This window comes from Kitasatospora sp. NPDC058492, assembly GCF_042720685.1.
Classification (GTDB): Bacteria; Actinomycetota; Actinomycetes; order Streptomycetales; family Streptomycetaceae; genus Kitasatospora.
Map to the genome: position 1 here is coordinate 1 of NZ_JBHXMU010000090.1, position 21482 is coordinate 21482.

At 72.2% G+C, this 21482-nt stretch carries 21 protein-coding genes; 11 read left to right on the forward strand and 10 right to left on the reverse strand.

The window, feature by feature from the left end; all coding sequences use genetic code 11:
• Positions 1-234 precede the first annotated feature (234 nt).
• Together ACFWPI_RS36430 and ACFWPI_RS36435 are read left to right on the forward strand one after the other, a co-directional pair.
• A complete protein-coding gene (locus ACFWPI_RS36430) occupies positions 235-855 on the forward strand; it encodes a TetR family transcriptional regulator (protein WP_380378562.1) in 621 nt (206 codons plus the stop codon).
• Between the two features lie 204 nt (positions 856-1059).
• Positions 1060-2202 (forward strand): esterase family protein, encoded by a 1143-nt coding sequence (locus tag ACFWPI_RS36435; protein ID WP_063349997.1) that lies wholly within the window; start codon positions 1060-1062, stop codon positions 2200-2202.
• Positions 2203-2307: 105 nt separating this feature from the next.
• Here the strand turns inward: ACFWPI_RS36435 and ACFWPI_RS36440 are convergent, their stop codons facing one another.
• A complete protein-coding gene (locus ACFWPI_RS36440) occupies positions 2308-2637 on the reverse strand; it encodes a MoaF N-terminal domain-containing protein (RefSeq protein WP_063349998.1) in 330 nt (109 codons plus the stop codon).
• Between the two features lie 209 nt (positions 2638-2846).
• On the opposite strand from ACFWPI_RS36440, the gene ACFWPI_RS36445 reads away from it, so the two are divergent.
• Entirely contained in the window at positions 2847-4181 is a 1335-nt protein-coding gene (locus ACFWPI_RS36445) for an esterase/lipase family protein (protein ID WP_380378560.1), read from the forward strand.
• Complete coding sequence (locus ACFWPI_RS36450; protein ID WP_380378558.1) at positions 4178-4456, forward strand: hypothetical protein; 279 nt, start codon at positions 4178-4180, stop codon at positions 4454-4456. Before ACFWPI_RS36445 ends, ACFWPI_RS36450 begins: the two co-directional genes overlap by 4 nt.
• Before the next feature lie 19 nt (positions 4457-4475).
• On the opposite strand, the gene ACFWPI_RS36455 is transcribed toward ACFWPI_RS36450, so the two are convergent.
• Complete coding sequence (locus ACFWPI_RS36455) at positions 4476-5126, reverse strand: hypothetical protein (protein ID WP_380378557.1); 651 nt, start codon at positions 5124-5126, stop codon at positions 4476-4478.
• A 184-nt stretch (positions 5127-5310) separates the two neighbouring features.
• Positions 5311-6108, reverse strand: coding sequence for an IclR family transcriptional regulator (locus tag ACFWPI_RS36460; RefSeq protein WP_079136010.1), 798 nt, complete (start codon positions 6106-6108; stop codon positions 5311-5313).
• Between the two features lie 188 nt (positions 6109-6296).
• On the opposite strand from ACFWPI_RS36460, the gene aceB reads away from it, so the two are divergent.
• The gene (aceB, locus tag ACFWPI_RS36465) at positions 6297-7949 is read left to right on the forward strand and encodes a malate synthase A (protein WP_380340223.1); all 1653 of its coding nucleotides are present in this window, start codon (positions 6297-6299) and stop codon (positions 7947-7949) included.
• A gap of 153 nt (positions 7950-8102) precedes the next feature.
• Entirely contained in the window at positions 8103-8489 is a 387-nt protein-coding gene (locus ACFWPI_RS36470; protein ID WP_079136011.1) for a gamma-glutamylcyclotransferase, read from the forward strand.
• Between the two features lie 290 nt (positions 8490-8779).
• On the opposite strand, the gene ACFWPI_RS36475 is transcribed toward ACFWPI_RS36470, so the two are convergent.
• From ACFWPI_RS36475 to ACFWPI_RS36505, 7 genes are all read right to left on the reverse strand, one after another.
• On the reverse strand, positions 8780-10165 hold the full coding sequence (locus tag ACFWPI_RS36475) for an 8-oxoguanine deaminase (protein WP_380378554.1): 1386 nt from the start codon (positions 10163-10165) through the stop codon (positions 8780-8782).
• Positions 10166-10233: 68 nt separating this feature from the next.
• Complete coding sequence (locus ACFWPI_RS36480; protein ID WP_380378552.1) at positions 10234-11712, reverse strand: nucleobase:cation symporter-2 family protein; 1479 nt, start codon at positions 11710-11712, stop codon at positions 10234-10236.
• Positions 11713-12013: 301 nt separating this feature from the next.
• Complete coding sequence (pucL, locus tag ACFWPI_RS36485; protein WP_380378551.1) at positions 12014-12934, reverse strand: factor-independent urate hydroxylase; 921 nt, start codon at positions 12932-12934, stop codon at positions 12014-12016.
• Positions 12935-12966: 32 nt separating this feature from the next.
• Positions 12967-13302 carry a hydroxyisourate hydrolase gene (uraH, locus tag ACFWPI_RS36490; RefSeq protein WP_063350005.1) on the reverse strand — a complete coding sequence of 112 codons (336 nt, stop codon included), beginning with the start codon at positions 13300-13302 and terminating at the stop codon, positions 12967-12969.
• Positions 13303-13392: 90 nt separating this feature from the next.
• Entirely contained in the window at positions 13393-13896 is a 504-nt protein-coding gene (gene uraD, locus ACFWPI_RS36495) for a 2-oxo-4-hydroxy-4-carboxy-5-ureidoimidazoline decarboxylase (RefSeq protein ID WP_380378548.1), read from the reverse strand.
• Between the two features lie 262 nt (positions 13897-14158).
• Positions 14159-14539, reverse strand: coding sequence for a helix-turn-helix domain-containing protein (locus ACFWPI_RS36500; RefSeq protein ID WP_380378546.1), 381 nt, complete (start codon positions 14537-14539; stop codon positions 14159-14161).
• Positions 14536-14781 (reverse strand): thiamine-binding protein, encoded by a 246-nt coding sequence (locus ACFWPI_RS36505; protein ID WP_079136014.1) that lies wholly within the window; start codon positions 14779-14781, stop codon positions 14536-14538. Before ACFWPI_RS36505 ends, ACFWPI_RS36500 begins: the two co-directional genes overlap by 4 nt.
• Positions 14782-15006: 225 nt before the next feature.
• Between ACFWPI_RS36505 and ACFWPI_RS36510 the strand changes: the two genes are divergently transcribed.
• From ACFWPI_RS36510 to alc, 5 genes are all read left to right on the forward strand, one after another.
• The gene (locus tag ACFWPI_RS36510) at positions 15007-15852 is read left to right on the forward strand and encodes a TIM barrel protein (protein ID WP_380378544.1); all 846 of its coding nucleotides are present in this window, start codon (positions 15007-15009) and stop codon (positions 15850-15852) included.
• Positions 15853-15991: 139 nt separating this feature from the next.
• Positions 15992-16879 carry a 2-hydroxy-3-oxopropionate reductase gene (locus ACFWPI_RS36515; RefSeq protein WP_380378542.1) on the forward strand — a complete coding sequence of 296 codons (888 nt, stop codon included), beginning with the start codon at positions 15992-15994 and terminating at the stop codon, positions 16877-16879.
• 493 nt (positions 16880-17372) lie between these two features.
• Entirely contained in the window at positions 17373-18515 is a 1143-nt protein-coding gene (locus ACFWPI_RS36520; RefSeq protein WP_380378540.1) for a glycerate kinase, read from the forward strand.
• A gap of 283 nt (positions 18516-18798) precedes the next feature.
• Positions 18799-20202, forward strand: a complete 1404-nt coding sequence (allB, locus tag ACFWPI_RS36525) for an allantoinase AllB (RefSeq protein ID WP_380378538.1) — start codon at positions 18799-18801, stop codon at positions 20200-20202.
• Between the two features lie 9 nt (positions 20203-20211).
• A complete protein-coding gene (alc, locus tag ACFWPI_RS36530) occupies positions 20212-21471 on the forward strand; it encodes an allantoicase (RefSeq protein ID WP_380378536.1) in 1260 nt (419 codons plus the stop codon).
• The last annotated feature ends 11 nt before the right edge of the window (positions 21472-21482 follow it).

Consider the following 21482-nt stretch of genomic DNA (forward strand, 5'->3'; position numbering starts at 1 on the left):
GGGGACGGACCCTGGACACTGGTCCGAGACGGCCTACCTGTTCACTCCTTCCTCTTGCAGGTCGTCTGCTTGGGCGAAGCGACTTCGTGTCGCACTGGTGGTACTCCGTTCGTTCGTGGCCTCTCGACCTCAAGAGGCACGGTACGCCTTTATGGCATGACGTGCCAATAAGTCTTCTGAGTGCCACTTCGGCGCACCACGCCACAGTGGCACCGGCCCGCGTACGCTGACCCTGTGACCGGACGCCCCACCCTGAACCAGCGCCGCCGCGACGCCACCCGGCTGGACATCGCCCGCACCGCCGCCGCGCTCTTCGCCGAGCGCGGGGCCGAGGCGACCACCGCCGAGGAGATCGCCCTCGCGGCGGGCATCTCGCTGCGCACCTTCTACCGGTACTTCTCCGTCAAGGAGGACGCCGTCGCGCCACTGCTGGCGGCCGGTGGGCGCCGCTGGGTCGACCAGCTCGCCGAGGCCCCGGCCGATCTGCCGCTGCGCGAGGCGCTGGAGCGCTCGGCGGTCGCCTCGCTGACCCCGCCCGACGGCGAGGCGGTCGAGGCGATGGAGTGGACTCGAAGCCTGCTGCGTGACCCGCGCCTCGACGGCACGTGGCAGCGCGTCCACGCCGACTCCGAGGGGCGGCTGCGGACGGTCCTCGCGGCCCGCTGTCCGGGTGGCGCCGACCCGCTGGAGATCCGACTGGCCGCCGCTGCGGCGACGGCCGCGATCCGGGTCGCGCTGGAGGAATGGGCCGCCTCGGACGCGCCCACGGTCGGCCCGGGCTCCCCGCGGGAGCTCGGCGCGCGCTGCATGCGTGAACTCACGGCGGGGCTGCGGCTCTACGGGCGGGAGGGCTGAGGCCGTCAGGCCGCGAACAGATAACAGATAACAGCTGACAGATTTCGTTATCTGTTATCTGTCGGCTGTCATCTGTCACCCGTTCCTCCTCCCAGGCCCCGTTAGGGTGGGTGATCGCGCGCCCCGGCGGGGGAACCGGGGTGACCACCTCGGATGTCCTGGACGGAGGGGGCGGGGAGTTCGAGGCGTGGGAGCAAGTAGGACATGGGTCTGACGAGCCACAAGGTGTTGGCGCTGGCCGTATTGATCGCCGTCGTGATGACGGCCGGCACGGTCTGGCTGTGGCCAAGACTCGCCAAGCAGACCTGGCAGGCGGTGCTCGGCCGGATCGGCGCACTGCTCGCCACCCAGCTCGCGGTGCTGGCCGCGCTCGGCCTGGTGGCGAACAACTACTTCGCCTTCTACAGCAGTTGGGGCGACCTGCTGGGCACCGGTGACACCGGCCCGGTGGTGATCCACAACAAGGCGGACGCGTCCGGCCGGCTGCTCGTGGAGACGATCGGCCACGCCTCCGTCAAGGGCGGCGGCGCGATGGGTCGCGAGCCCAGCCAGTCCGGCGAGATCCGCAAGGTGCGGATCGACGGCGCGGCCAGCCGGCTGTCCACCGAGGGGTACGTCTTCCTGCCGCCGCAGTACTTCCAACCGGAGTACGCACAGCGGCAGTTCCCGGCGGTGATCGTCAGCACCGGCTTCCCCGGGATCGCCGAGAACCTGATCACCCGGTTCAACTACCCGGGCGCAGCGCTCAAGTTGCTCCAGGACGGCAAGATGCAGCCGACCGTCATGGTGCTGATGCGCCCCTCGCCGGCCCTGCCGCAGGACACCGAGTGCGAGGACATCCCGGGCGGCGCGCAGTCCGACACGTACTTCACCAAGGACGTCCCCTCAGCGATCCAGGCGAGCTTCCGGGTCTCCTCCGACCCGCAGGCCTGGGCCTTCATGGGCAACTCGACCGGCGGCTACTGCGCCCTCAAGCTGGCCATGCGCCACCCGGACGTCTTTCCGACCGCCGTCGCGCTCTCCGCCTACTACGACGCCGCCGACGACCCGACCACGGGCGACCTGTTCGGCGGCAGCAAGCAGCGTCGTGACGAGGCCAACCTGATGTGGCGGTTGAAGAACCTGCCGCAGCCCAAGGTGTCCGTGCTGCTGGCCGGCACCAAGAAGGGCGACGGCGACTACCGGCACGACACCGAGGCCTTCGTCGATGCCGCGCAGTCCCCGATGAAGGTCTCCTACAGCATGCTGGAGAACGGCGGCCACAACTTCGAGACCTGGAGCGCGCTGCTGCCGTCCTCGCTGGAGTGGCTGTCCCAGCACCTCAAGGTCCCGAACCAGACCGCCTGAGCAGACCGCCTGAGCAGGCCGTCTGAGCGGACCGTCTGAGCAGGCAGTCTGCTCAGGCGGCTTGATCGAGCCGGCGGACAGCGAGGGGCGCGGGAGCGGCGAGGCTCAGGCCACCCGCTCCAGCGTCCCGGTGTGCAGCTCGCCGACGCGGCCGCCCTCGCCCTCGTACGTCCAGAAGGCGCGCACCGTCAGCCGGCCGAGGTCCATCACGTGGCTGACGGTGATCCCGCTCTCCTCGGTCCAGCTGATGAAGTAGATCTCCGGTGCCACCTCGGCGACGTGCAGCCGCACGTCCTCCCACTGGCCCGCCGACTCGCCGAGGCCCTCCCAGCGCAGCCGCCTGCCGTCGGCCGAGTAGGTGTTGCGGAAGGCCGCTCCGTTGTCGGCCCGGAAGAGGTAGGTGCGGCCGGCGAAGGCGGGCAGGGGCGCGGTCATGGTGGGGCGGTACCTCGTTCCTGTGAGGCCGTGCACGGCGGTCTTGTGCACTGCGGAAGATGTCGGAGCTCCAATTTATCCGACCCGGTGAGCCGGGTGGGCGCACCCGTGGGCGGTGCGCCACGGCACCGGCCGCCACCGCGCAGGCCTGCGGGGTGTGCGACCGGCACCTGGGAGCCCGCCGACGGCCGGTCCTACCGTCCACCCCTATGAGACGCACCCCCACTCCCGTGCGGCGCATCCCCACCGCCATCAGACGCACCCCTGCCGGGCTGTCCGCCCTCCTGCTCACCCTCGCCGCGCTGCTCCTCGGCACCCCCACCCCCGCCGAGGCCGCCGCCCGGACCGCCACTGCCCAGACCGCGGCCCAGGCGGCCACCGCCCCGCTCACCCTCGAAGCCGCCTTCCCCGCCCCCGGCAACGGCTGGGCCAAGGTCGAGCGCTACCTCGACACCACCCCCGGCTTCCGCGCCGAGCAGTACCCGGCCGACGGGCGTGGCGACCAGGACGGCGCCCGCCGGACGTACTTCGGCGGCACCGGCCAGCCCTCCTCCAGCCGCTTCCTGCTGTACTCGGCGACCGGCTGGGACACCGGTAGCCGCCCGACTCCCGTGCTGCTGGTCCACGGCGCCAACGACAACGCCGACCGCGCCTGGGCGAACCCGGGGGAGAGCGGCACCTGCGGTGCCTCCGCCTGCCCGTCCACCGGCCTCGCCCAGTACCTCGCCGGCACCGGCCACCGGGTGTTCGCCATCGGTTTCGCCCACAAGCAGGGCGACAACCTGCTCCAGGCGCAGGCCGTCGGCGACGCCGTCGCGCTGATCCGGGCCCGCCTCGGCGTCCCCCAGGTGGACGTGGTGGCGTGGAGCAAGGGCGAGGTCGCCGCCCGGGCGTACGTGTCCTCGGTGCGCCCGTCCTGGGGGCGGGCCTACGCGGGCGACGTGCGCCGCCTGATCACCCTCGGCGGTCCGAACGGCGGGCTCGACTACGTGTACGCGCACGGCTGGTCGTTCGACCTCGCGAGCTGGCCGGCCTGCGGCGGCACCGCCAACGCGCCGTCCCCGCACCTGTACATGACCTGCTACGGCACGTACACCGCGCAACCCTGCCTCGGCGTGCTGCCCACCGGCGGCTACGACTGCTACCCGGGCCAGCGCCAGCTGCTCGCCCGCTGGGACGGCCGGTACGGGGTGGACGGCACCGCCCAGGACTGGTGGACCACCTACTACGGCGGCCAGGGCTTCTACACCTCCGGCCAGGGCATCCAGGCGGCGATCGACGCCGGTTCGCTGATCGCGCCGCTGCAACAGGCGGGTGTCCCGGCGTCGGTGCGCACCTACCTGCTCGCGGGCGGGTCCGCCGACATCCCGGGCGTGCTCAACGAGAACCGGGGGCCCAGCGACGGCATCGTGTTCACCGCGAGCGCACTGGACACCACCGGCATCGCGACGATCGGCGGCACCCGGCTGCTCACCGGCCTCAACCACCTGGAACTCGCCTGGGCACCGGAGGCCGAGAGCCAGGTCGACAACTGGCTCGCTTGACCCGTGGGCCCGTGGACAACGGGGAGGTCGACTCCTTCGAGTACCACCCCGACAATCCGAACCTGCTGGAGCCGACCAACCACGTCAGCCCCGGCAACCCCAGGTACTACACCGACGCGAGCGCCAAGGTGTTCTCGGACGGCAAGGGTGTCGGCGCCAACTGGTCGGCGTACCTGATCCGCAACCTGTCGGTCGGTGCGGGGAAGTACCACCCGGCGCCGCAGGGCATCGCCCCGATCACCTTCGCCGCCGACTGCGTCCGCGTGTACCGGTAGGGCCTTCGGGTCTTTCGGGTCAGGAACCGGGAGCCGTCTCGACCACCGTGATGTCGAACGGCTGCCGGTTGTTCCCCTCGTCCGGGTCGTCCACGTCGCGCACCGCGACCGAGCCGCCGGTGAGCCTGCCGATCGGCAGGTCAGGGGACAACCTCACCGGCACCAGTGCGGTCGCGCTGCGCAGCGGGGGCAGTCCGGCTGGGAAGACACAGCGCACCTGTCGGCCGTTGAGCCGCACCTCGCAGTCCTCCGGGTAGTACGGGCCCTCGGGGGTGACCCCGGGTGGCAGCGTCACCAGCACGGTGAACGGTGCGGCGGTGGTGTCCGGGCCGCGGTTGGCGATGAAGGCGTGGATGGTGGTGGTGCCGCCGGGCGGGGCGGCGTCCGGGTCGAGCCGGACCACCTCCAGATCGGAGCGGGACGCCGCGGGGGCTGCCGTATCCACCGCCGGCCGGGGCTCGGGCCGCCGCAGCGCCCAGGACGGGCCGGCGGCCAGCGTCGCCACCGAACAGCCGGCCGCCACGGCCGCGACCAGCGAGGCCGCGCGGAATCCGCAGAGCCTGCCGCCCTGCCCGGACCCGCCCTGCCCACGCCCGCCCTGGTTGGACCCGCCCTGCCCGGGCCCGCCTTGATTGGACCCGCCCCGCGCTGCCGAACGCCTGTACGTCATCGTCGTCCACCCTGTCCCTGTGCTCCGGCCGCCCGCGCCGTTGCGGGCCGCGTCCGCACCAGGGTGGCGGAGCCTGCGTCGGGGCCCGGTGCAACCCGCTCGGCGTCCGCTCGAACGGGGGAACGCGCGCACGGGAAGTCGGCGGGACCGACTTCCCGTGCGTGAAACGGGTGCTGACGATGAGTCAGGGAGCGAGGACCTGCCCCAGCCGGGTCGCGATGTGGTGCATCACCGGTACCAGGGAGGACGCGCCGGTCTGCTCCTCCAGGGCCCGGATGCGGGCCTCCGGGCCGGACACCGACAGGGCGGTGGGCGTCGGTGCGCCCGGTACGGCGAGCGCGATGCAGCGGACGCCGATCTCCTGCTCCTGGTCGTCGACCACGTAGCCGCGCTCACGCGCCTCGGCGAGCTGGTGCAGCAGTTCCTGCGGATCGGTGACGGTGTACTCGGTGTGCGCGGGCAGCGGGTTGGGGCCCAGGATGGCGCGAGCCTCGTCCTCGGGGAGCTGGGCGAGCAGAGCCTTGCCGACGCCCGTGCAGTGCGGCTGCACCCGTCGGCCGACCTCGGTGAACATCCGCATCGAGCGCCGCGACTGCACCTGCCCGACGTACACCACCTCGCCGCCCTCCAGCACCGCCAGGTTGGCGGTCTCGCCGGTGGCCTCCATGAGTTCGGCCAGGTAGGGGCGGGCCCAGCTGCCGAGCAGCCGGCCGGCCGTCTCGCCGAGGCGGATCAGCCGCGGGCCGAGGGTGTAGCGACGCGCGGTGTCCTGGCGTACATAGCCCTGCTGGACGAGGGTACGAACCAGGCGGTGGATGGTCGGCATCGGCAGGCCGGAGCTGGCGGAGAGTTCGCTGAGCGTGGCCACGCCGCCGGAGTCGGCCAGCGCCTCCAGGAGTTGGAAGGCGCGCTCGACGGACTGGACACCGCCGGTCGCGCGGTCCGTGCTGGTCGTCGGTGCTGTGTCGGGGGTCGAAACCACCGGCGTTCCCTTCGCTGTCGGGGGGGAGTAGAGTCCCGGCGATCACATCAACAAACCGTTGAAATTCTGTATCGCGGAAACTAGTCTCCACCTTACAGAATCGAACTCGCCGACAGGCGGGTTCCGATCAAGGAAGTTCCCACCGGAGCTCCCTCCGCCAGGCTCAACCGCTTAGGAGTGTCCTGCCCATGGCTACAGAACAGGGACCCGTCGGCGCCTCCCCCGCTGCTCCGGTCGTCACTGTCGCCGGTCCGCGCGTTCACCGGGCGGAGGAGGTGCTCACTCCGGAGGCGGTCGCCTTCGTCGTCGGCCTCCATCGCGCTTTCGAAGGGCGCCGACAGGAGCTGCTGGCCGGGCGGAAGGCCCGCCGGGCGGAGATCGCCAGGGCCGGCACGCTGGACTTCCTCCCCGACACCGCCGATGTCCGGGCCGGCGACTGGAAGGTCGCCGAGGCGCCCCGCGCGCTCCAGGACCGCCGGGTCGAGATCACCGGCCCCACCGACCGCAAGATGGTCATCAACGCCCTCAACTCCGGCGCGCGGATCTGGCTCGCCGACTTCGAGGACGCCACCTCCCCGACCTGGGAGAACGTGGTCAGCGGCCAGATCAACCTGATCGACGCCTTCGAGGGCCGGATCGACTTCACCACCCCCGCCGGAAAGGCGTACGCCCTCAAGCCCGCCGCCGAACTCGCCACCGTCGTGGTCCGCCCGCGCGGCTGGCACCTGGACGAGAACCACCTGCTCGTCGACGGCACCCCGGTCGCCGGAGCCTTCCTCGACTTCGGCCTGTACTTCTTCCACAACGCCGCCCGGCTGCTCGCCAAGGGCGCCGAGGACCCCAACTCCGGCCCGTACTTCTACCTGCCGAAGACCGAGAGCCACCTCGAAGCCCGGCTCTGGAACGACGTGTTCACCCACGCCCAGGCCGCGCTCGGCATCCCGCACGGCACCGTCCGCGCCACCGTGCTGATCGAGACCATCACCGCCGCGTTCGAGATGGACGAGATCCTCTACGAGCTGCGCGACCACGCGGCCGGCCTCAACGCCGGGCGCTGGGACTACCTGTTCTCGATCGTCAAGAACTTCCGCGACGCCGGCGAGCAGTACGTCCTGCCGGACCGCAACAGCGTCACCATGGCCTCGCCGTTCATGGCCGCCTACACCCGCCTGCTGGTGCAGACCTGCCACAAGCGCGGTGCCCACGCGATCGGCGGCATGGCCGCGTTCATCCCCAGCCGCAGGGACCCGGAGGTCAACGCCGCCGCCCTGGAGAAGGTCAAGGCGGACAAGGACCGCGAGGCCGGCAACGGCTTCGACGGCTCCTGGGTCGCCCACCCGGACCTGGTGCCGGTCGCCCGTGCCTCCTTCGACGCGGTGCTCGGCGAGCGCCCCCACCAGAAGGACGACCCCGGGCCCTCCGAGCCGGTCACCGCGACCCAGCTGCTCGACATCGCCGGCGCCGGCGGCACCTGCACCCGCGCGGGGCTGCACAACGCCGTCCAGGTCGGCATCCGCTACATCGAGGCCTGGCTGCGCGGCCTCGGCGCGGTCGGCATCTTCAACATGATGGAGGACGCCGCCACCGCCGAGATCTCCCGCTCGCAGATCTGGCAGTGGATCCACAACGGCGTCGTCCTGTCCGACACCGGCGAGAAGGCCACCGCGGACCTCGTCCGCGCCCTGGTCGCCGCGGAGTTGGCCGAACTCCTGGCCGAGCTGGGCGCGGACGCCTACGCCGGCGGCCGCTGGCGCGAGGCCGCCCAGCTCTTCGAACAGGTCGCCCTGGCCGAGGAGTTCGCGGACTTCCTGACCCTCCCCGCGCTTCCCCTGCTGGGCTGAGCCCCAATCTATCCGCCGGCGCCGCCGCTGCCGCCTGCCAGGCTGTAGCAGTCCCGTCGGCCCATTGCTCCGTTCCGTACGGCGACGATTCCACCTGTCCTCTCGTCGCCGTGCGGAACGGCCTTTTCCCGGTACCCGGTAAGGAGTTCAACCGTGCCCCGCATCTTCTTCAACGGCCAGGCCATGGTCGGCGGACCGTTCCACGCCAAGGTCGCCGACTCGCTGATCGGCCCGGCCCGGACGGCCCCCGGCTACCGCTTCTTCTCGATCGACGACGTCTGCCCGGGCCTGCTCGCCGATCCGGCGGTCGACACGGCCATCGAGGGCGAGCTCTACGAGATCACCCTGGAGCACCTGCGTGACGTCATCCTCCCCGGCGAGCCGCGGGAGTTGGAGCTCGGCGTCATCGAGCTCGACGACGGCTCCGCCTGCCTGTCGATGCTGCTCGCCCGGGGTGAGGTGGAGCGGGGGGTGCACCGCGAGATCACCCACCACGGCGGCTGGCGCGCCTACCTCGGCTCGCTCGGGCGCACCGCCTGAGACCGGGCGCGTAGCAGCGGACGCACCACAGCGGACGGATCACAGCAAGCGAATCACGGCGAACAGATTTCAGCGAACAGATAACAGATGACAACTTTCGTCATCTGTTATCTGTTCGCTGTTATCCGTCACTTGTCACCCACCCCCGGGCACGCCGCAGCCCCGGACCCTCGCCGTGGGTCCGGGGCTGCGGTCCGCGCGCCGGCCGGGAAGGCCGGGTTGCGGAGTCCGGGTCACGCACCGTCCCTGGGCGGCCCGGAGTTCAGGGGTGGAGGAGCAGCGGCGGGGCGTCAGAGCGGCCGGGCGGCGAGCTCCTTGGCGGCACGGGCGCAGGCGCGGGCGATCCGGTCCTCGTTGACGGTGGTCAGCTGGCCCTTCTCGACGACGGCGTTGCCGTTGACGAACAGCACGGCCAGCGGCGGCAGGGCGCCGAAGGTGAGGGCGGCGACCGGGTCGGCGATGGAGGAGTGCAGGACGCCGTCGATCTTCCACAGCGCCAGGTCGGCGAGCTTGCCGACCTCGATCGAGCCGATCTCGTCCTGGCGGCCGAGCACCCGGGCGCCGCCCATGGTGCCCAGCCGCAGCGCCTGGCGGCCGGTGAGGGCGGTCGGGGAGCCGTGCAGACGGTTGATCAGCAGGGCGTTGCGCAGCTCGGTGCCGAGTTCGCCGGACTCGTTGGAGGCGGTGCCGTCGACACCGAGGCCGACCGGGACGCCGGCCCTGAGCATGTCGGGGACGCGGGCGATCCCGGCGGCCAGCCGGGCGTTGGAGGAGGGGCAGTGGGCCACGCCGGTGCCGGTCTCGGCGAACTTGGCGATGTCGGAGTCGTTCATGTGGACGCAGTGCGCCATCCAGACGTCCTCGCCGAGCCAGCCGACGGACTCGAAGTAGTCGGTCGGGCCCATGCCGAACAGTTCCTTGCAGAACTGCTCCTCCTCGGCGGTCTCCGAGCCGTGGGTGTGCAGCCGGACGCCCTTGCGGCGGGCGAGTTCGGCGGACTGGCGGAGCAGGTCGGTGGAGACCGAGAACGGCGAGCAGGGCGCGATGGCGATGTGCAGCATCGAGCCGAAGGAGGAGTCGTGGTAGGTGTCCACGGCGGCCTCGGAGGCGGTGAGGATGTCGTCGAGCTCCTCGACCGCGTGGTCCGGCGGGAGGCCGCCGTCCTTCTTGCTGCGGTCCATGGAGCCGCGCAGTGCGGTGAGCCGCAGGCCGAGCTCCTGGACGGCCTCGATGGAGGCGCCGAGGACGTCGCCGCCGTCCTTGGGGAAGACGTAGTGGTGGTCGGAGGCGGTGGTGCAGCCGGACTTGAGGAGGGCGGCGGCGGAGCCCTGGCTGGCGGCGTGGACGAGTTTCTCGTCGATCCGGGCCCAGGTCGGGTAGAGGGCGACGAGCCAGTCGAAGAGGATGTCGTCCTGGGCGAGGCCGCGGGTGATCCACTGGTAGAAGTGGTGGTGGGTGTTGACCAGGCCGGGGGTGATCAGGTGGCCCTCGCCGTTGATCCGGCGCACCACGTTGTCCAGCCACTGCGGGGCGGGTCCGTCGCCGACCGACTCGATCGTGTTGCCGAGGATGACCACGTGGCCGCGGGCGTACTCGGTGTCGTGGGCGTCGACGGTGGCGATCGCGACGTTCTCGATGACGATCCGCTGGTCGGCGGGTGGGGGCTGGACTGCCATGGTGTCACTCCTATGGGGGAGGGCCGGGAGGGGCGTGCGCCACGCGGCGTGCGCCCCTCCCGGGCCGGTCAGGACGGTGTCGCCGTCGGCACCGTCGCGCCGGAGGCCTGGCCGGTTCTGGTCCGGCGGGCGGCTCCGACGTGGTGGAAGAGCAGGTTGAGCAGGACGGCCATCACGCAGCCGGCCGAGATCCCGGAGTGCATCAGGGTCCGGACGGCCTCCGGGAAGGAGTCGTAGAAGGTCGGCACCGCGATGGGGACGATGCCGACGCCGAGCGACACGGACACCAGGATGGTGTTCGAGCTGGACTCCATCCCGGCCTCCGCGAGGGTGCGGATGCCACTCGCCGCGACGGTGCCGAAGAGCACGATCCCGGCGCCGCCCAGGACGGGCTGCGGTACCAGGGAGACGAGCGACCCGAGCACGGGGAAGAGCCCGAGCAGGATCAGGATGCCGCCGCCGGCCGCGACCACGAAGCGGCTGCGGATCCTGGTCAGCGCCACCAGCCCGATGTTCTGGGCGAAGGCGCTGGCGGCGAAGCCGTTGAAGACGGGGCTGAGCGCGGTGGCCAGTCCGTCGGCCCGCAGGCCGGCGGCGAGCGTGGGTTCGTCGGCCTCGCGCTCGACGATCTTGCCCAGGGCGAGCATGTCGGCGGTGGACTCGGTCATGGCGACCACCATGACGATGCACATCGAGACGATCGCGGCGGCGTCGAAGACGGGCGCGCCGAAGTGGAAAGGGGAGGGGAGCGCGAAGACCTTCGCGTCCTTGACCGCGCCGAAGTCGGCCAGGCCCAGCGGGAAGGCGATCAGGGTGCCGAGCGCCAGGCCGATGAGCAACGAGAGCTGCTGCCAGAAGCCGCGCAGCAGCCGGTTGCAGAGCACCACCGCGACGAGGGTGATCGCGGCGAGCCCGACGGCCCGCATGGAGCCGTATCCGGGGGCGCCCGGCGAGCCGCCGCGCGCCCAGTTGACCGCCACCGGAAGCAGGGACACCCCGATGAGGGTGATCACGGTGCCCTGGACGACCGGGGGGAAGAACCGGATGAGCTTGCAGAAGTACGGTGCCGCGAGGAAGCACAGGATCCCCGCGACGATCACCGCTCCGAAGATCACCGGGAGGGCGTCCTTCGGGCCCCCCGTTCTTTCGATGGAGCCTTTGGCTATGGCGATCATGGGCGCGACTCCCGCGAAGGAGACGCCGTTGACGAACGGCAGCCGCGCGCCGATCTTCCAGATGCCGAGGGTCTGGAGCAGGGTGGCCAGTCCGGCGGTGAACAGGCTGGCCGATATGAGCAGGGCGAGTTCGGCGGGGGAGAGCCCGACGCCGGCGCCGACGATGAGCGGGGGTGCGACGACTCCCGCGTACATCGCGGCGACGTGCTGGAGTCCGGTGGAGAAGAGCTTCACCGGGGGCAGCAACTCGTCCACGGGGTGGGTTCCGGGCCCGGACGGCTCACCGGGGAGGTGTGTCGACGTGCCGTCCGGGCCAGGGGTTCTTTCCGGGGTGGAACCGCCGTCTTTACTGCTGGTGTCGCTGGGTGCCATGTCGAGCCCCTCTTGTGCCCGTGACTCCCGGCGCGCCCGCGGCGCTGGAGCTGCCCCGAGGGCGGGACGGCGGTGCAGGAGTCCCTCGGGGCGCTTCTCCAGTGCCCCGGGCCGGCCGCCGCGAGGCAGACACGAACTCCGGTGGGTGGGGGTGGAGAAACTGGTGGAACGGGTGGCGCTGGTGGGGCAGATCGTGCTGGTGGGGCTGGTGGTGCGGGTACTGCTGTCCGCCCGGACGCGGCCGGCGTTCGGGGGCCGGCGGGTGCGGCGATTCCGGGCGGTGTCCATGGGGGTGGGGCGGTCAGGCGACGGGGATGACCGGGACGACGCCCTCGCGGTGCACGGTGCCCTCGATGAGGCCGTACATCCGGTCGGCGGCGTAGTAGACCTCGTTGTCGTTCTTGAGGCCGAAGGGCTCCAGGTCGACGAGGAAGTGGTGCTTGTTGGGCAGCTCCAGGCGGACTTCGTCGACCTCGGCGCGGTTGTTGAGGACCCGGGTGCCCATCGAGTGCAGGGTCTGCTGCAGCGAGTAGGAGTAGGTCTCGGCGAAGGCCTCCAGCAGGTGCCGCCGCACGTGGGTGTAGGAGCGGTTCCAGTTGGGCTGGGCCTGGCCGTCCCGGCCGTCGTAGCCGTACTTCCAGCGAGCAGTGACCTGGGTGGCGAGGATGCGGTCGTACGCCTCTTGCAGGGTGGTGTACTTGTCCTTGATGTAGCCCCAGAACTCCGAGTTGGTGGAGTTCATGACGATGAGGTCCTTGAGGCCGGAGACGACCTGGACGGTCTCGCCGTCGTAGACGATCTCGGTGGTGCGGGTCTCCTGGCCGTTGCGGACGAAGGAGTGGCCCACCTCCTCCGAGCCGATGAAGCGGGCCGAGTTGTCCGGCGTCTTGATCCGGTCCCAGGCGTACTCCTCGATCCGGATCCGGGCGCTGTGCACGACGCCGCGCTCGGTGTCGTCGACGAAGTGGCGGGCCAGGATGATGCCGAAGGCCTCGGCCGACTCGATCCCGTGCTCCTTGGCGAAGGCGTACACGGTGTTCTTGGTGGTGTCGGTGGGGAGGCAGTTGGCGTTCGACCCGGTGAGGTGGACGTCCTCGAACTCGCCCCGGAGGGAGACCGAGACGTTCAGGTCCTTGATCTCGTGCCGGGTGGAGTCGCGGTAGACCCGCACGATGCGGTTCTCCGCCTTGCCGTACTGGTTCTGACCGAGCACGTGGGCCATGACGTGGCTCCTAGGGCTTCCAGGTCGGTCTACTAGCTTCCGCGGTAGACCGAGTATCCGAACGGGTTGAGCAGCAGCGGCACGTGGTAGTGGTGCTGCGCGGGCGCGACCGTGAAGACGATCGAGACCTCGGGGAAGAACGGCGGCTCCGCGGACTTGAGCGCGTGGTAGGCGCGGGTGTCGAAGAGCAGCCGGACGACCGAGCCCGCCTCCACGGCCGGCAGGTCCTTGGCCCGGCCGTCGGAGTCCGTGGCGGAGGTGCCGAGCACCTGCCAGCCACCCTCGGTGTGCAGTGCGAGCTCGACCGGGACGCCCTCGGCCGGGCGGCCGAGGCTGGTGTCGAGCACGTGGGTGGAGATGCCAGTCATGGGTGAAGTGACCTTACTGATGGCAGAGGTGATCATTCGTCAGCAGATTCTAACGATCCGTCAGGATCTGTCGGGGTTCGCCAGGTCCAGTCAGGATGCGTCGAGCAGGCGATTGAGCCGAATGTCGTTGATCTTGCGCAGTTCGCCCCGGACGATCTCCGCCTCGGTGGCGGCGTCGTTGGGGTGGCGCTCGCGCAGGGCGGCGAGCATGGTGGCCGCGGTGCGGCCGGTCGCGCAGATCAGGAACACGTGGCCGAACTTGGCCTCGTAGGCGGCGTTGGCCTCGTGCAGTTCGTCGAGGAGGGCTCGGTCCGCGCCCTGGATGCCGGCCTGCTCCCGCTGCGAGCTGGCGTCGCCGGTCCTGGGCTTGCCGATCCGGGCGTGGCCGGCCATCGCGTCGTGCAGGTCGGCGACCGTCAGTCCGGCCATGGCCGCCGCGTTGGCGGTGAGCAGGGACTCCCGGTCGGGCCAGGGCCTGGCCCGCGCGACGTCGGCGGCCCAGTGGGGGCTGGAGCAGACCTCCAGCAGAACGGCTTCCAGGTCCGCGGCGTCGGCCGCGGCCAGGGCGTCAAGGGTGTGGGGGTGGTTGGTCACGGGTGGACCTCCTGAAGAGTGGTGCCACCCGCACAAGCTAGATCCACCCCACCCGGCCGTCAACACTTTGTTGAACGGTTGGTGGTTACGTTTTGAACCGGCCGCCGTTGCCGGCGCGATTCGTGTGCGATTCGCCAAGTGCGCCCCGCCGGGGGCTGGTTCAGGCTGGCCGCGCCGGCGGGGTCCGTCCGTTCGGAAGGTTTCCGTCAGGAGGAAGTCCTGGCGGAAGTGCTGGAGGAATCGACCGGGGGATCGACCGGGGTCAGGAGGGCTTCGAGCCGTCCTGGCGGTTGAGGTAGTTGTACACCGTGAACCGGCTGACGCCGAGCGCCGAGGCGACCGTCTCGACCCCGTGGCGGACGGTGAAGGCGCCGCGCTCCTCCAGGAGGGCGACGACCCGCTGCTTCTCCCCGCGGTCCAGCTCGGCCAGCGGGCGGCCGTCGAACTGGCGGGCCATCTCGGCCAGCAGCCGGTCCAGGGCACTGCTCAGGTGCGGCAGCCGGACGGCGAGTGCCGGGGCGCCCTCCCACTCCAGGACGACGTCCTCGGACTTCGCCTCGTCCAGTCGGACGGGCGCCGCGCCGACGGCGTCCAGCAGCGGCTTGATCGCCAGGGCGAGCGGGTGCTCCACGTGCTCGGTCACGGCGTACCGCCCTCCTCGCCGAGCACGCTGACCTGGACCGAGATCCGGGTCGCGCCCGCGGTCAGGGTCTCCCGGAGCAGCTTGGTCACCGCGGCGAGCACCTGGTCGGCCTCGCCCTCGGCGCCGGTCCCGAAGGGGCCGACCGAGACGGCCAGGCCGGCCTCGTCGACGACCTGGCGGGCCGCCGCGGCGTGCTCGGGGAACGTGTCCAGTTCGAACGGTTCTGTCGTGAACTCCACCATCAATCGCACGTGCTCACTGTAGCGAGCGCCGGTGCGGGCGGGCAGGGGCCGGTCGATCCGACGGCCGCGGTGCCGGCGGGAGGGGGTTTCCGGGTTCGCGCCCGGGCTTCTTCAACAAAATGTTGCGGCGGTCTTGACACCTGCTCGCCGAGCCGGAGATGCTTCCACCAAGCAGAATCCCTCTTCCGGATCGTGGAAGTTGCGGATCTCGGAAGAGAGTGAGAGGTGAGTGACGTGACGGCCGCTTCCCGGCACAGCTTCACGGTCAACCTGTCGATCCTGTTCGGCGAACTGCCGCTGCTGGAGCGTCCCGCCGCGGCCGCCGCCGCCGGTTTCACCGCCGCCGAGCTGTGGTGGCCCTTCGGCGCCGAGCCCACCCCGTCCGAAGGCGAGCTGGACACCCTCCGCAAGGCCTTCGGCGACGCGGGCGTGCGGCTCACCGGCCTCAACTTCCTGGACGACCTCACCCTCGGGGCCCGCGGCACCGTCTCGGTGCCCTCCGAGAAGGACCGCTTCCGGGCCAACGTCCCGGTCGCCGCGGGGCTCGCCGCCTCGCTCGGCGCCAAGGCGCTCAACGCGCTGTACGGCAACCGGATCGAAGGCGTCGAGGCCGCCGAGCAGGACGCCCTCGCGCTGGAGAACCTGGTGCTCGCCGCCGGGGCCGCGCACGAGATCGGTGCGATCCTGCTGATCGAGGCCCTCAACACGGCGGAGTCCCCGGACTACCCGCTGGTCTCCGCGGCCGCCGCGGTCGAGGTGGTCGACAAGGTCAACGCCGCCACCGGCCTGGGCAACGCGAAGTTCCTCTGCGACCTGTACCACCTGGCCAGGAACGGCGAGGACCTGCCGGCCGTCATCGACGCCTACGCCGACCGGTTCGGCCACGTGCAGATCGCCGACAACCCGGGCCGCAACGAGCCCGGCACCGGCGGGCTGGACTTCGAGGACCTCTTCGCCCGGCTCACCGCCGCCGGCTACACCGGCCCGATCGGCCTGGAGTACCGGCCCTCCACCGGCGTCAGCGCCGACAGCTTCGGGTGGCTGCCGCGCGAGCACCGCGCCGCCGAGTAGCCGCCGAGTAGGCGCCGAGTAGGCGAGCACCGCCGCCGTGTGAGCGGGCACGGCACCGCTGCGCAGGCGGGCCACACGCCGCCGAGCAAGCCCGGCCCACCACCCTCCCCACCCCACGAACGACGTAAGGAACGACGCGATGAGCCGCAAGATCGCCTTCATCGGCCTCGGCATCATGGGCAGCCCGATGGCCGCCAACCTGGTCAAGGCCGGCCACCACGTCACCGGCTACAACCTCACCCAGCCGCAGATCGACGCCCTGGTCGCGGCCGGCGGCCACGGCGCCACCAGCATCGCGGACGCGGTGAAGGACGCCGAGGTCGTCATCACCATGGTTCCGGCGGACCCGCACGTCGAGCAGGCCGTCCTGGGCGAGGGCGGCGTGCTGGAGAACGCCAGGCCCGGCACCCTCGTGATCGACATGTCCTCGATCACCCCGCAGACCTCCCAGAAGGTCGAGGCGGCCGCCAAGGAGAAGGGCCTGCGCACCCTGGACGCCCCGGTCTCCGGTGGCGAGGCCGGTGCCGTCGAGGCGGTGCTGTCGATCATGGTCGGCGGTGCCGCCGAGGACTTCGCCGAGGCCAAGCCGCTGTTCGACGTCCTGGGCACCACGGTCATCCACGTCGGCCCGTCCGGCGCCGGCCAGACCGTCAAGGCCGCCAACCAGCTGATCGTCGCCGTCAACATCCAGGTGCTCGCCGAGGCCGTGGTGTTCCTGGAGAACGCCGGCGTCGACCTGCCCGCCGCGCTGGACGTGCTCGGTGGCGGCCTGGCCGGTTCGACCGTGCTGAACCGCAAGAAGGCGAACATGGTCGGCCGCGAGTTCGCCCCCGGCTTCCGGATCGACCTGCACCACAAGGACATGGGCATCGTCACCGACGCCGCCCGCGCCGTGGGCGCCGCGCTGCCGGTCGGCGCCGTGGTGGCCCAGTTGGTCGCCTCCGCCCGCGCCAACGGCGACGGCTCGCTCGACCACTCGGCGCTGCTGCGCGGCGTCGAGCGCCTCTCGGGCCGCGAGGTCAAGTAGGCCCCGGGGCTCCTCGGGCCTTCGTGAACTCCTCCTGGTGGCGTGTACCTCATCCGGTCGTGCCCGCGCCGCCAGGAGGCCAGACCCGACCGGCGGCCGGGACCGGGGCTCATCCGCCCGCCCGCCGGTCGATCCAGCCGGTGATGCGTACCTCCCCTGTCGGGGGCACTTCGGTCGTGCCGGTACGCCTCGCCTGGCCCCCCTCCCCGCCGAGGGGAGCCTCTCGTACGTCGGAAGCGGGACGAGGGGAACGGCGGGGAGGGGGTCGCACCTCCCGACGGGAGTCGCACCCTCCCGGCGGGAGGCGTATCTCCTGACCGGAGGCGTATCTCCTGACCGGAGGCGTATCTCCTGACCGGGGGCGTATCTCCCGAGTCTCCCGAGCGGGGACGTTTCTCCTGACGGGGGGTCGCACCCCAGGTGCACCCGGGCCCATGCTTGGCACAGGCTGTCGAATCATCGCCAGACCCCGTACGGAAGTGAGGACCGCACCATGCCCGTCACCCCCCACCAGGGCCATGTGGTCGTAGCTCCCGACAAGTTCAAGGGCACCCTGGAGGGCGCCGAGGTCGCCGCCCGGATCGCCGCCGGCGTCCGGCGCGCCGCGCCCGGCGTCGAGGTGCGCGAACTGCCCGTCGCCGACGGCGGCGAGGGCACCCTGGCCGCCGCGCTCGCGGCCGGCTTCACCCGCGTCCCGGCCAAGGTGGCTGGCCCGACCGGCCTGCCGGTGGACGCCGCGCTGGCCGTGCGGGAGGACACCGCCGTGGTCGAGCTGGCGCAGTCCTCCGGTCTCGCCCGGCTCCCCGGCGGCCGCACCGCCCCGCTCGCGGCCGGCTCCTACGGCGTCGGTCAGCTGATCGGCCGGGCCGTGGCGCTCGGCGCCAAACGGATCGTGCTCGGCCTCGGCGGCAGCGCCTGCACCGACGGCGGCGCGGGCATGGTCCAGGCCCTCGGGGCCCGCCTGCTCGACGCCGAGGGCGCCGAACTGCCCCCCGGCGGAGCCGCGTTGCGCAGGCTCGACCGGATCGAGCCCGGCCCGCTGGCCGACGTGCTGGCCGGCGTCGAGATCGTCGTGGCCTGCGACGTGGACAACCCGCTGCTCGGCCCGCGCGGCGCCACCGCCGTCTACGGCCCGCAGAAGGGCGCCGACGGCGACGACCTGGTGATCCTGGAGGAGGGCCTGACCCGCTTCGCCGACCAGGTCGCCCTGGCCACCGGACGGGACGTGCGCGACGCCCCCGGCGCCGGGGCCGCCGGCGGGGTGGGCTTCGCCGCCCTCGCGCTGCTCGGCGCCACCATGCGACCCGGTATCGAGCTGCTGCTCGAACTGCTGGGTTTCGACGAGGCCGTGCGTGGGGCACGCCTCGTCGTGACCGGCGAGGGCTGTCTGGACGCGCAGACGCTCCACGGCAAGGCCCCCGCCGGCGTTGCCGCGGCGGCCGCCCGGGCGGGGGTTCGGGTAGCTGCCGTGGCGGGGCGGCTGGAGCTGTCCGAGCCCGAGTGGCGGGCGGCCGGGTTCACCGCCGCGATCGCCCTCACCGACCTCGCCGAGCAGCCGGGGGACAGCATGACCAAGGCCGGCGAGCTGGCCGAGGTCGCGGGGGAGCGGCTGGCGGGGGAGCTGTTGTCCGGCTGATCCCTCGGGCCGATCCGCCGTACCCGGTCCCGCATGCCGATCCGCCGTACCCGGTCCCGGTCCCGCATGCCGATCGGTCGGGCCGATCCCTCATGCCGATGGGGCGTGCGGATCCCCCGTACGTTTCCCTCGTACGTTCCGCCATTGACGTTTTGTTGAAGGCGGGCCTAGGCTCCCGGCAATCCTTCGCTTCCCCGCCCGGTTCCCTCCCGGTTCCCCGCCCGGTTCAAGCCCGGTTCCTGCCCGGCGCCCACCCCCAACTTCCAGGTTTCGGAGGTCTCCCATGCCTTTCAGCCAGCCAGCGGTGATCCGCTCCCGACGGGTGGTCCTGCCCGACGGTGAGCGCCCCGCCGACGTGCTGATCCGGGACGGGAAGATCGAGCAGGTCGCCGCGTACGGCTCGCTCCTCGCGGGCGACCGACCCGACGGCGACGGCGGCCTCGCCGACCTCGGCGACACCGCCCTGCTGCCCGGCCTGGTCGACACCCACGTGCACGTCAACGAGCCCGGCCGCACCGAGTGGGAGGGCTTCGCCACCGCCACCCGGGCCGCCGCGGCCGGCGGCGTCACCACGATCATCGACATGCCGCTCAACTCCGTCCCGCCCACCACCACGCTGGACGGCCTGGCCGCCAAGCGGAGGGCCGCGGACGGCCAGGCCTGGGTCGACCTCGGTTTCTGGGGCGGCGCCGTCCCCGGCAACGTCCCGGACCTCGCGCCGCTGCACGAGGCCGGCGTGTTCGGCTTCAAGAGCTTCCTCGCCCCCTCCGGCGTCGACGAGTTCCCGCACGTCGAGGCCGCGGACCTGGAGGCCGCGCTGGCCGAGCAGGCCCGGCTCGGGGCGCTGGCGATCATCCACGCCGAGGACCCGGCCGTGCTGGCCGCCGCCCCGCAGCAACCCGGCGTCCACTACCGCGACTTCCTCGCCTCCCGCCCCGCCGACGCGGAGACCGCCGCTGTCGCCGTCCTGCTCGACACCGCCCGGCGCACCGGCGCCCGCGTCCACATCCTGCACGTCTCCTCCGCCGCCGTGCTGCCGCTGCTGCGCCAGGCCCGCGAGGACGGCGTCCAGGTCACCGCCGAGACCTGCCCGCACTACCTGACCCTGGCGGCCGAGCAGGTGCCGGACGGCGACACCGCCTTCAAGTGCTGCCCGCCGATCCGCGACGAGACCAACCGCGACCTGCTCTGGCAGGCCCTGGCGGACGGCGAGTTCATCGCCGTCGTCTCCGACCACTCGCCCTCCACCCCCGACCTCAAGCTGCTGCCCGAGTACGGCGGCAGCGGTGACTTCGCGGCCGCCTGGGGCGGCATCGCCTCCCTGCAACTGGGCCTGCCGGCGATCTGGACCGAGGCCCGCCGCCGCGGCCACGGCCTCGCCGACGTGGTCCGCTGGATGTCCGCCGGACCGGCCGAACTCGCCGGCCTCACCGGGGTCAAGGGCGCCATCGCGGCGGGCTGCGACGCCGACCTGGTCGCCTTCGACCCCGACGGCGAATTCGCCGTCCACCCCCGCGAGTTGCACCACCGCAACCCCGTGACCCCGTACGCGGGCCGGACGCTGACCGGCGCGGTCCGCACCACCTGGCTGCGCGGCCGCGCGGTGGACGTCTCGGCCGAGCCCTTCGGCCGCCCGCTCACCCGGCCCGCCGCCGCCCCCACCACCCCGTCCGATCGCCCGTCCTGAGGAGACTTCGTGACCACTGCCGACACCCCGAGCGCTCCCTTCACCGAGCTGGTCAACCTGGCCTCGCGGCTGCTCGGCGCGGGCGTCGTCGCCACCAACGAGGACACCTTCGCCGACGCCGAGAACCTCCTGGTCGCCAAGCCCGCCGAGTTCCGCCCGCACACCTTCGGCCACAAGGGCCAGATCATGGACGGCTGGGAGTCCAAGCGCCGCCGCGGCGTCTCCGCCGACCAGCCCCACCCCACCGACCAGGACCACGACTGGGCGATCGTCCGGCTCGGCGCCGGCGGTGTGGTCCGCGGCCTGGTCGTGGACACCGCCCACTTCACCGGCAACTACCCGGAGAGCGCCTCCGTCGAGGCCGCCTCCGTGCCCGGCCACCCCTCGCCCGAGGAAGTCGCGGACGCCGAGTGGACCACGCTGGTGCCGCGCACCCCGCTCCAGGGCGACACCGCCCACGAGTTCGCCGTCGAGGACGCCAACCGCTACACCCACATCCGCCTCAACATCTTCCCGGACGGCGGCGTCGCCCGGCTGCGCGTCCACGGCGAGGTGCTGCCCGACCCGCGCGAACTGGACGGCCTCACCTTCGACCTGGCCGCCCAGGAGTACGGCGGCGTGGCCGAGGCGGCGTCCGACCGCTACTTCTCCTCCCCGCACAACCTGAACGCTCCCGGCCGCGCCTCCGTCATGGGCGAGGGCTGGGAGACCCGGCGTCGGCGCGACAAGGCCAACGACTGGGTGCAGATCGCCCTGGCCGGGGGCGGTGAGGCCCTGGCCGCCGAGGTGGACACCACCCACTTCGTCGCCAATGCCCCCGGCTGGGCCGACCTCGTCGGCTTCGACGCCTCGACCGGGGCGGACCCGGCCGACGGCGAATGGTTCGAGATCCTGCCCCGCACCCGCCTGCAGCCCGACACCCGGCACCGCTTCCGGCTCGACGCCGGCCGCCCGGTGACGCACGTGCGCATCAACGTCCACCCGGACGGCGGCCTCGCCCGCCTCCGGCTCACCGGCCGCCTCACCGAGGCCGGCCGCGCGGCCCTCGCGCTGCGCTGGTTCAACGCCGTCCCGGCCGCCGAGGCCGCCGCGGCCCTCACCGAGGCCGGCCTGACCGCCGACGAGGCTGCCGCGCTGACCGCCGCCCGCCCGCTGGCGGACCAGGCCGCGGCCGCCGGCGCCGTCGCCGCGCTCCGGCCCGCCGACGGCCTCGACGGCGAGCACTCCTCCCGCCGCCGCTCGGCGGTGTGGCGCCTGCTGGGCGCCTGACGCCCGTTCGG

Bases quoted from the DNA above. Each gene is read 5' to 3' on its own strand.
- ACFWPI_RS36435 (WP_063349997.1), top strand. From the start codon at position 1,060: ATGGGTCTGACGAGCCACAAGGTGTTGGCGCTGGCCGTATTGATCGCC.
- ACFWPI_RS36440 (WP_063349998.1), bottom strand. From the start codon at position 2,637: ATGACCGCGCCCCTGCCCGCCTTCGCCGGCCGCACCTACCTCTTCCGG.
- ACFWPI_RS36445 (WP_380378560.1), top strand. From the start codon at position 2,847: ATGAGACGCACCCCCACTCCCGTGCGGCGCATCCCCACCGCCATCAGA.
- ACFWPI_RS36455 (WP_380378557.1), bottom strand. From the start codon at position 5,126: ATGACGTACAGGCGTTCGGCAGCGCGGGGCGGGTCCAATCAAGGCGGG.
- aceB (WP_380340223.1), top strand. From the start codon at position 6,297: ATGGCTACAGAACAGGGACCCGTCGGCGCCTCCCCCGCTGCTCCGGTC.
- ACFWPI_RS36475 (WP_380378554.1), bottom strand. From the start codon at position 10,165: ATGGCAGTCCAGCCCCCACCCGCCGACCAGCGGATCGTCATCGAGAAC.
- ACFWPI_RS36480 (WP_380378552.1), bottom strand. From the start codon at position 11,712: ATGGCACCCAGCGACACCAGCAGTAAAGACGGCGGTTCCACCCCGGAA.
- pucL (WP_380378551.1), bottom strand. From the start codon at position 12,934: ATGGCCCACGTGCTCGGTCAGAACCAGTACGGCAAGGCGGAGAACCGC.
- uraH (WP_063350005.1), bottom strand. From the start codon at position 13,302: ATGACTGGCATCTCCACCCACGTGCTCGACACCAGCCTCGGCCGCCCG.
- ACFWPI_RS36505 (WP_079136014.1), bottom strand. From the start codon at position 14,781: ATGGTGGAGTTCACGACAGAACCGTTCGAACTGGACACGTTCCCCGAG.
- ACFWPI_RS36515 (WP_380378542.1), top strand. From the start codon at position 15,992: ATGAGCCGCAAGATCGCCTTCATCGGCCTCGGCATCATGGGCAGCCCG.
- ACFWPI_RS36520 (WP_380378540.1), top strand. From the start codon at position 17,373: ATGCCCGTCACCCCCCACCAGGGCCATGTGGTCGTAGCTCCCGACAAG.
- allB (WP_380378538.1), top strand. From the start codon at position 18,799: ATGCCTTTCAGCCAGCCAGCGGTGATCCGCTCCCGACGGGTGGTCCTG.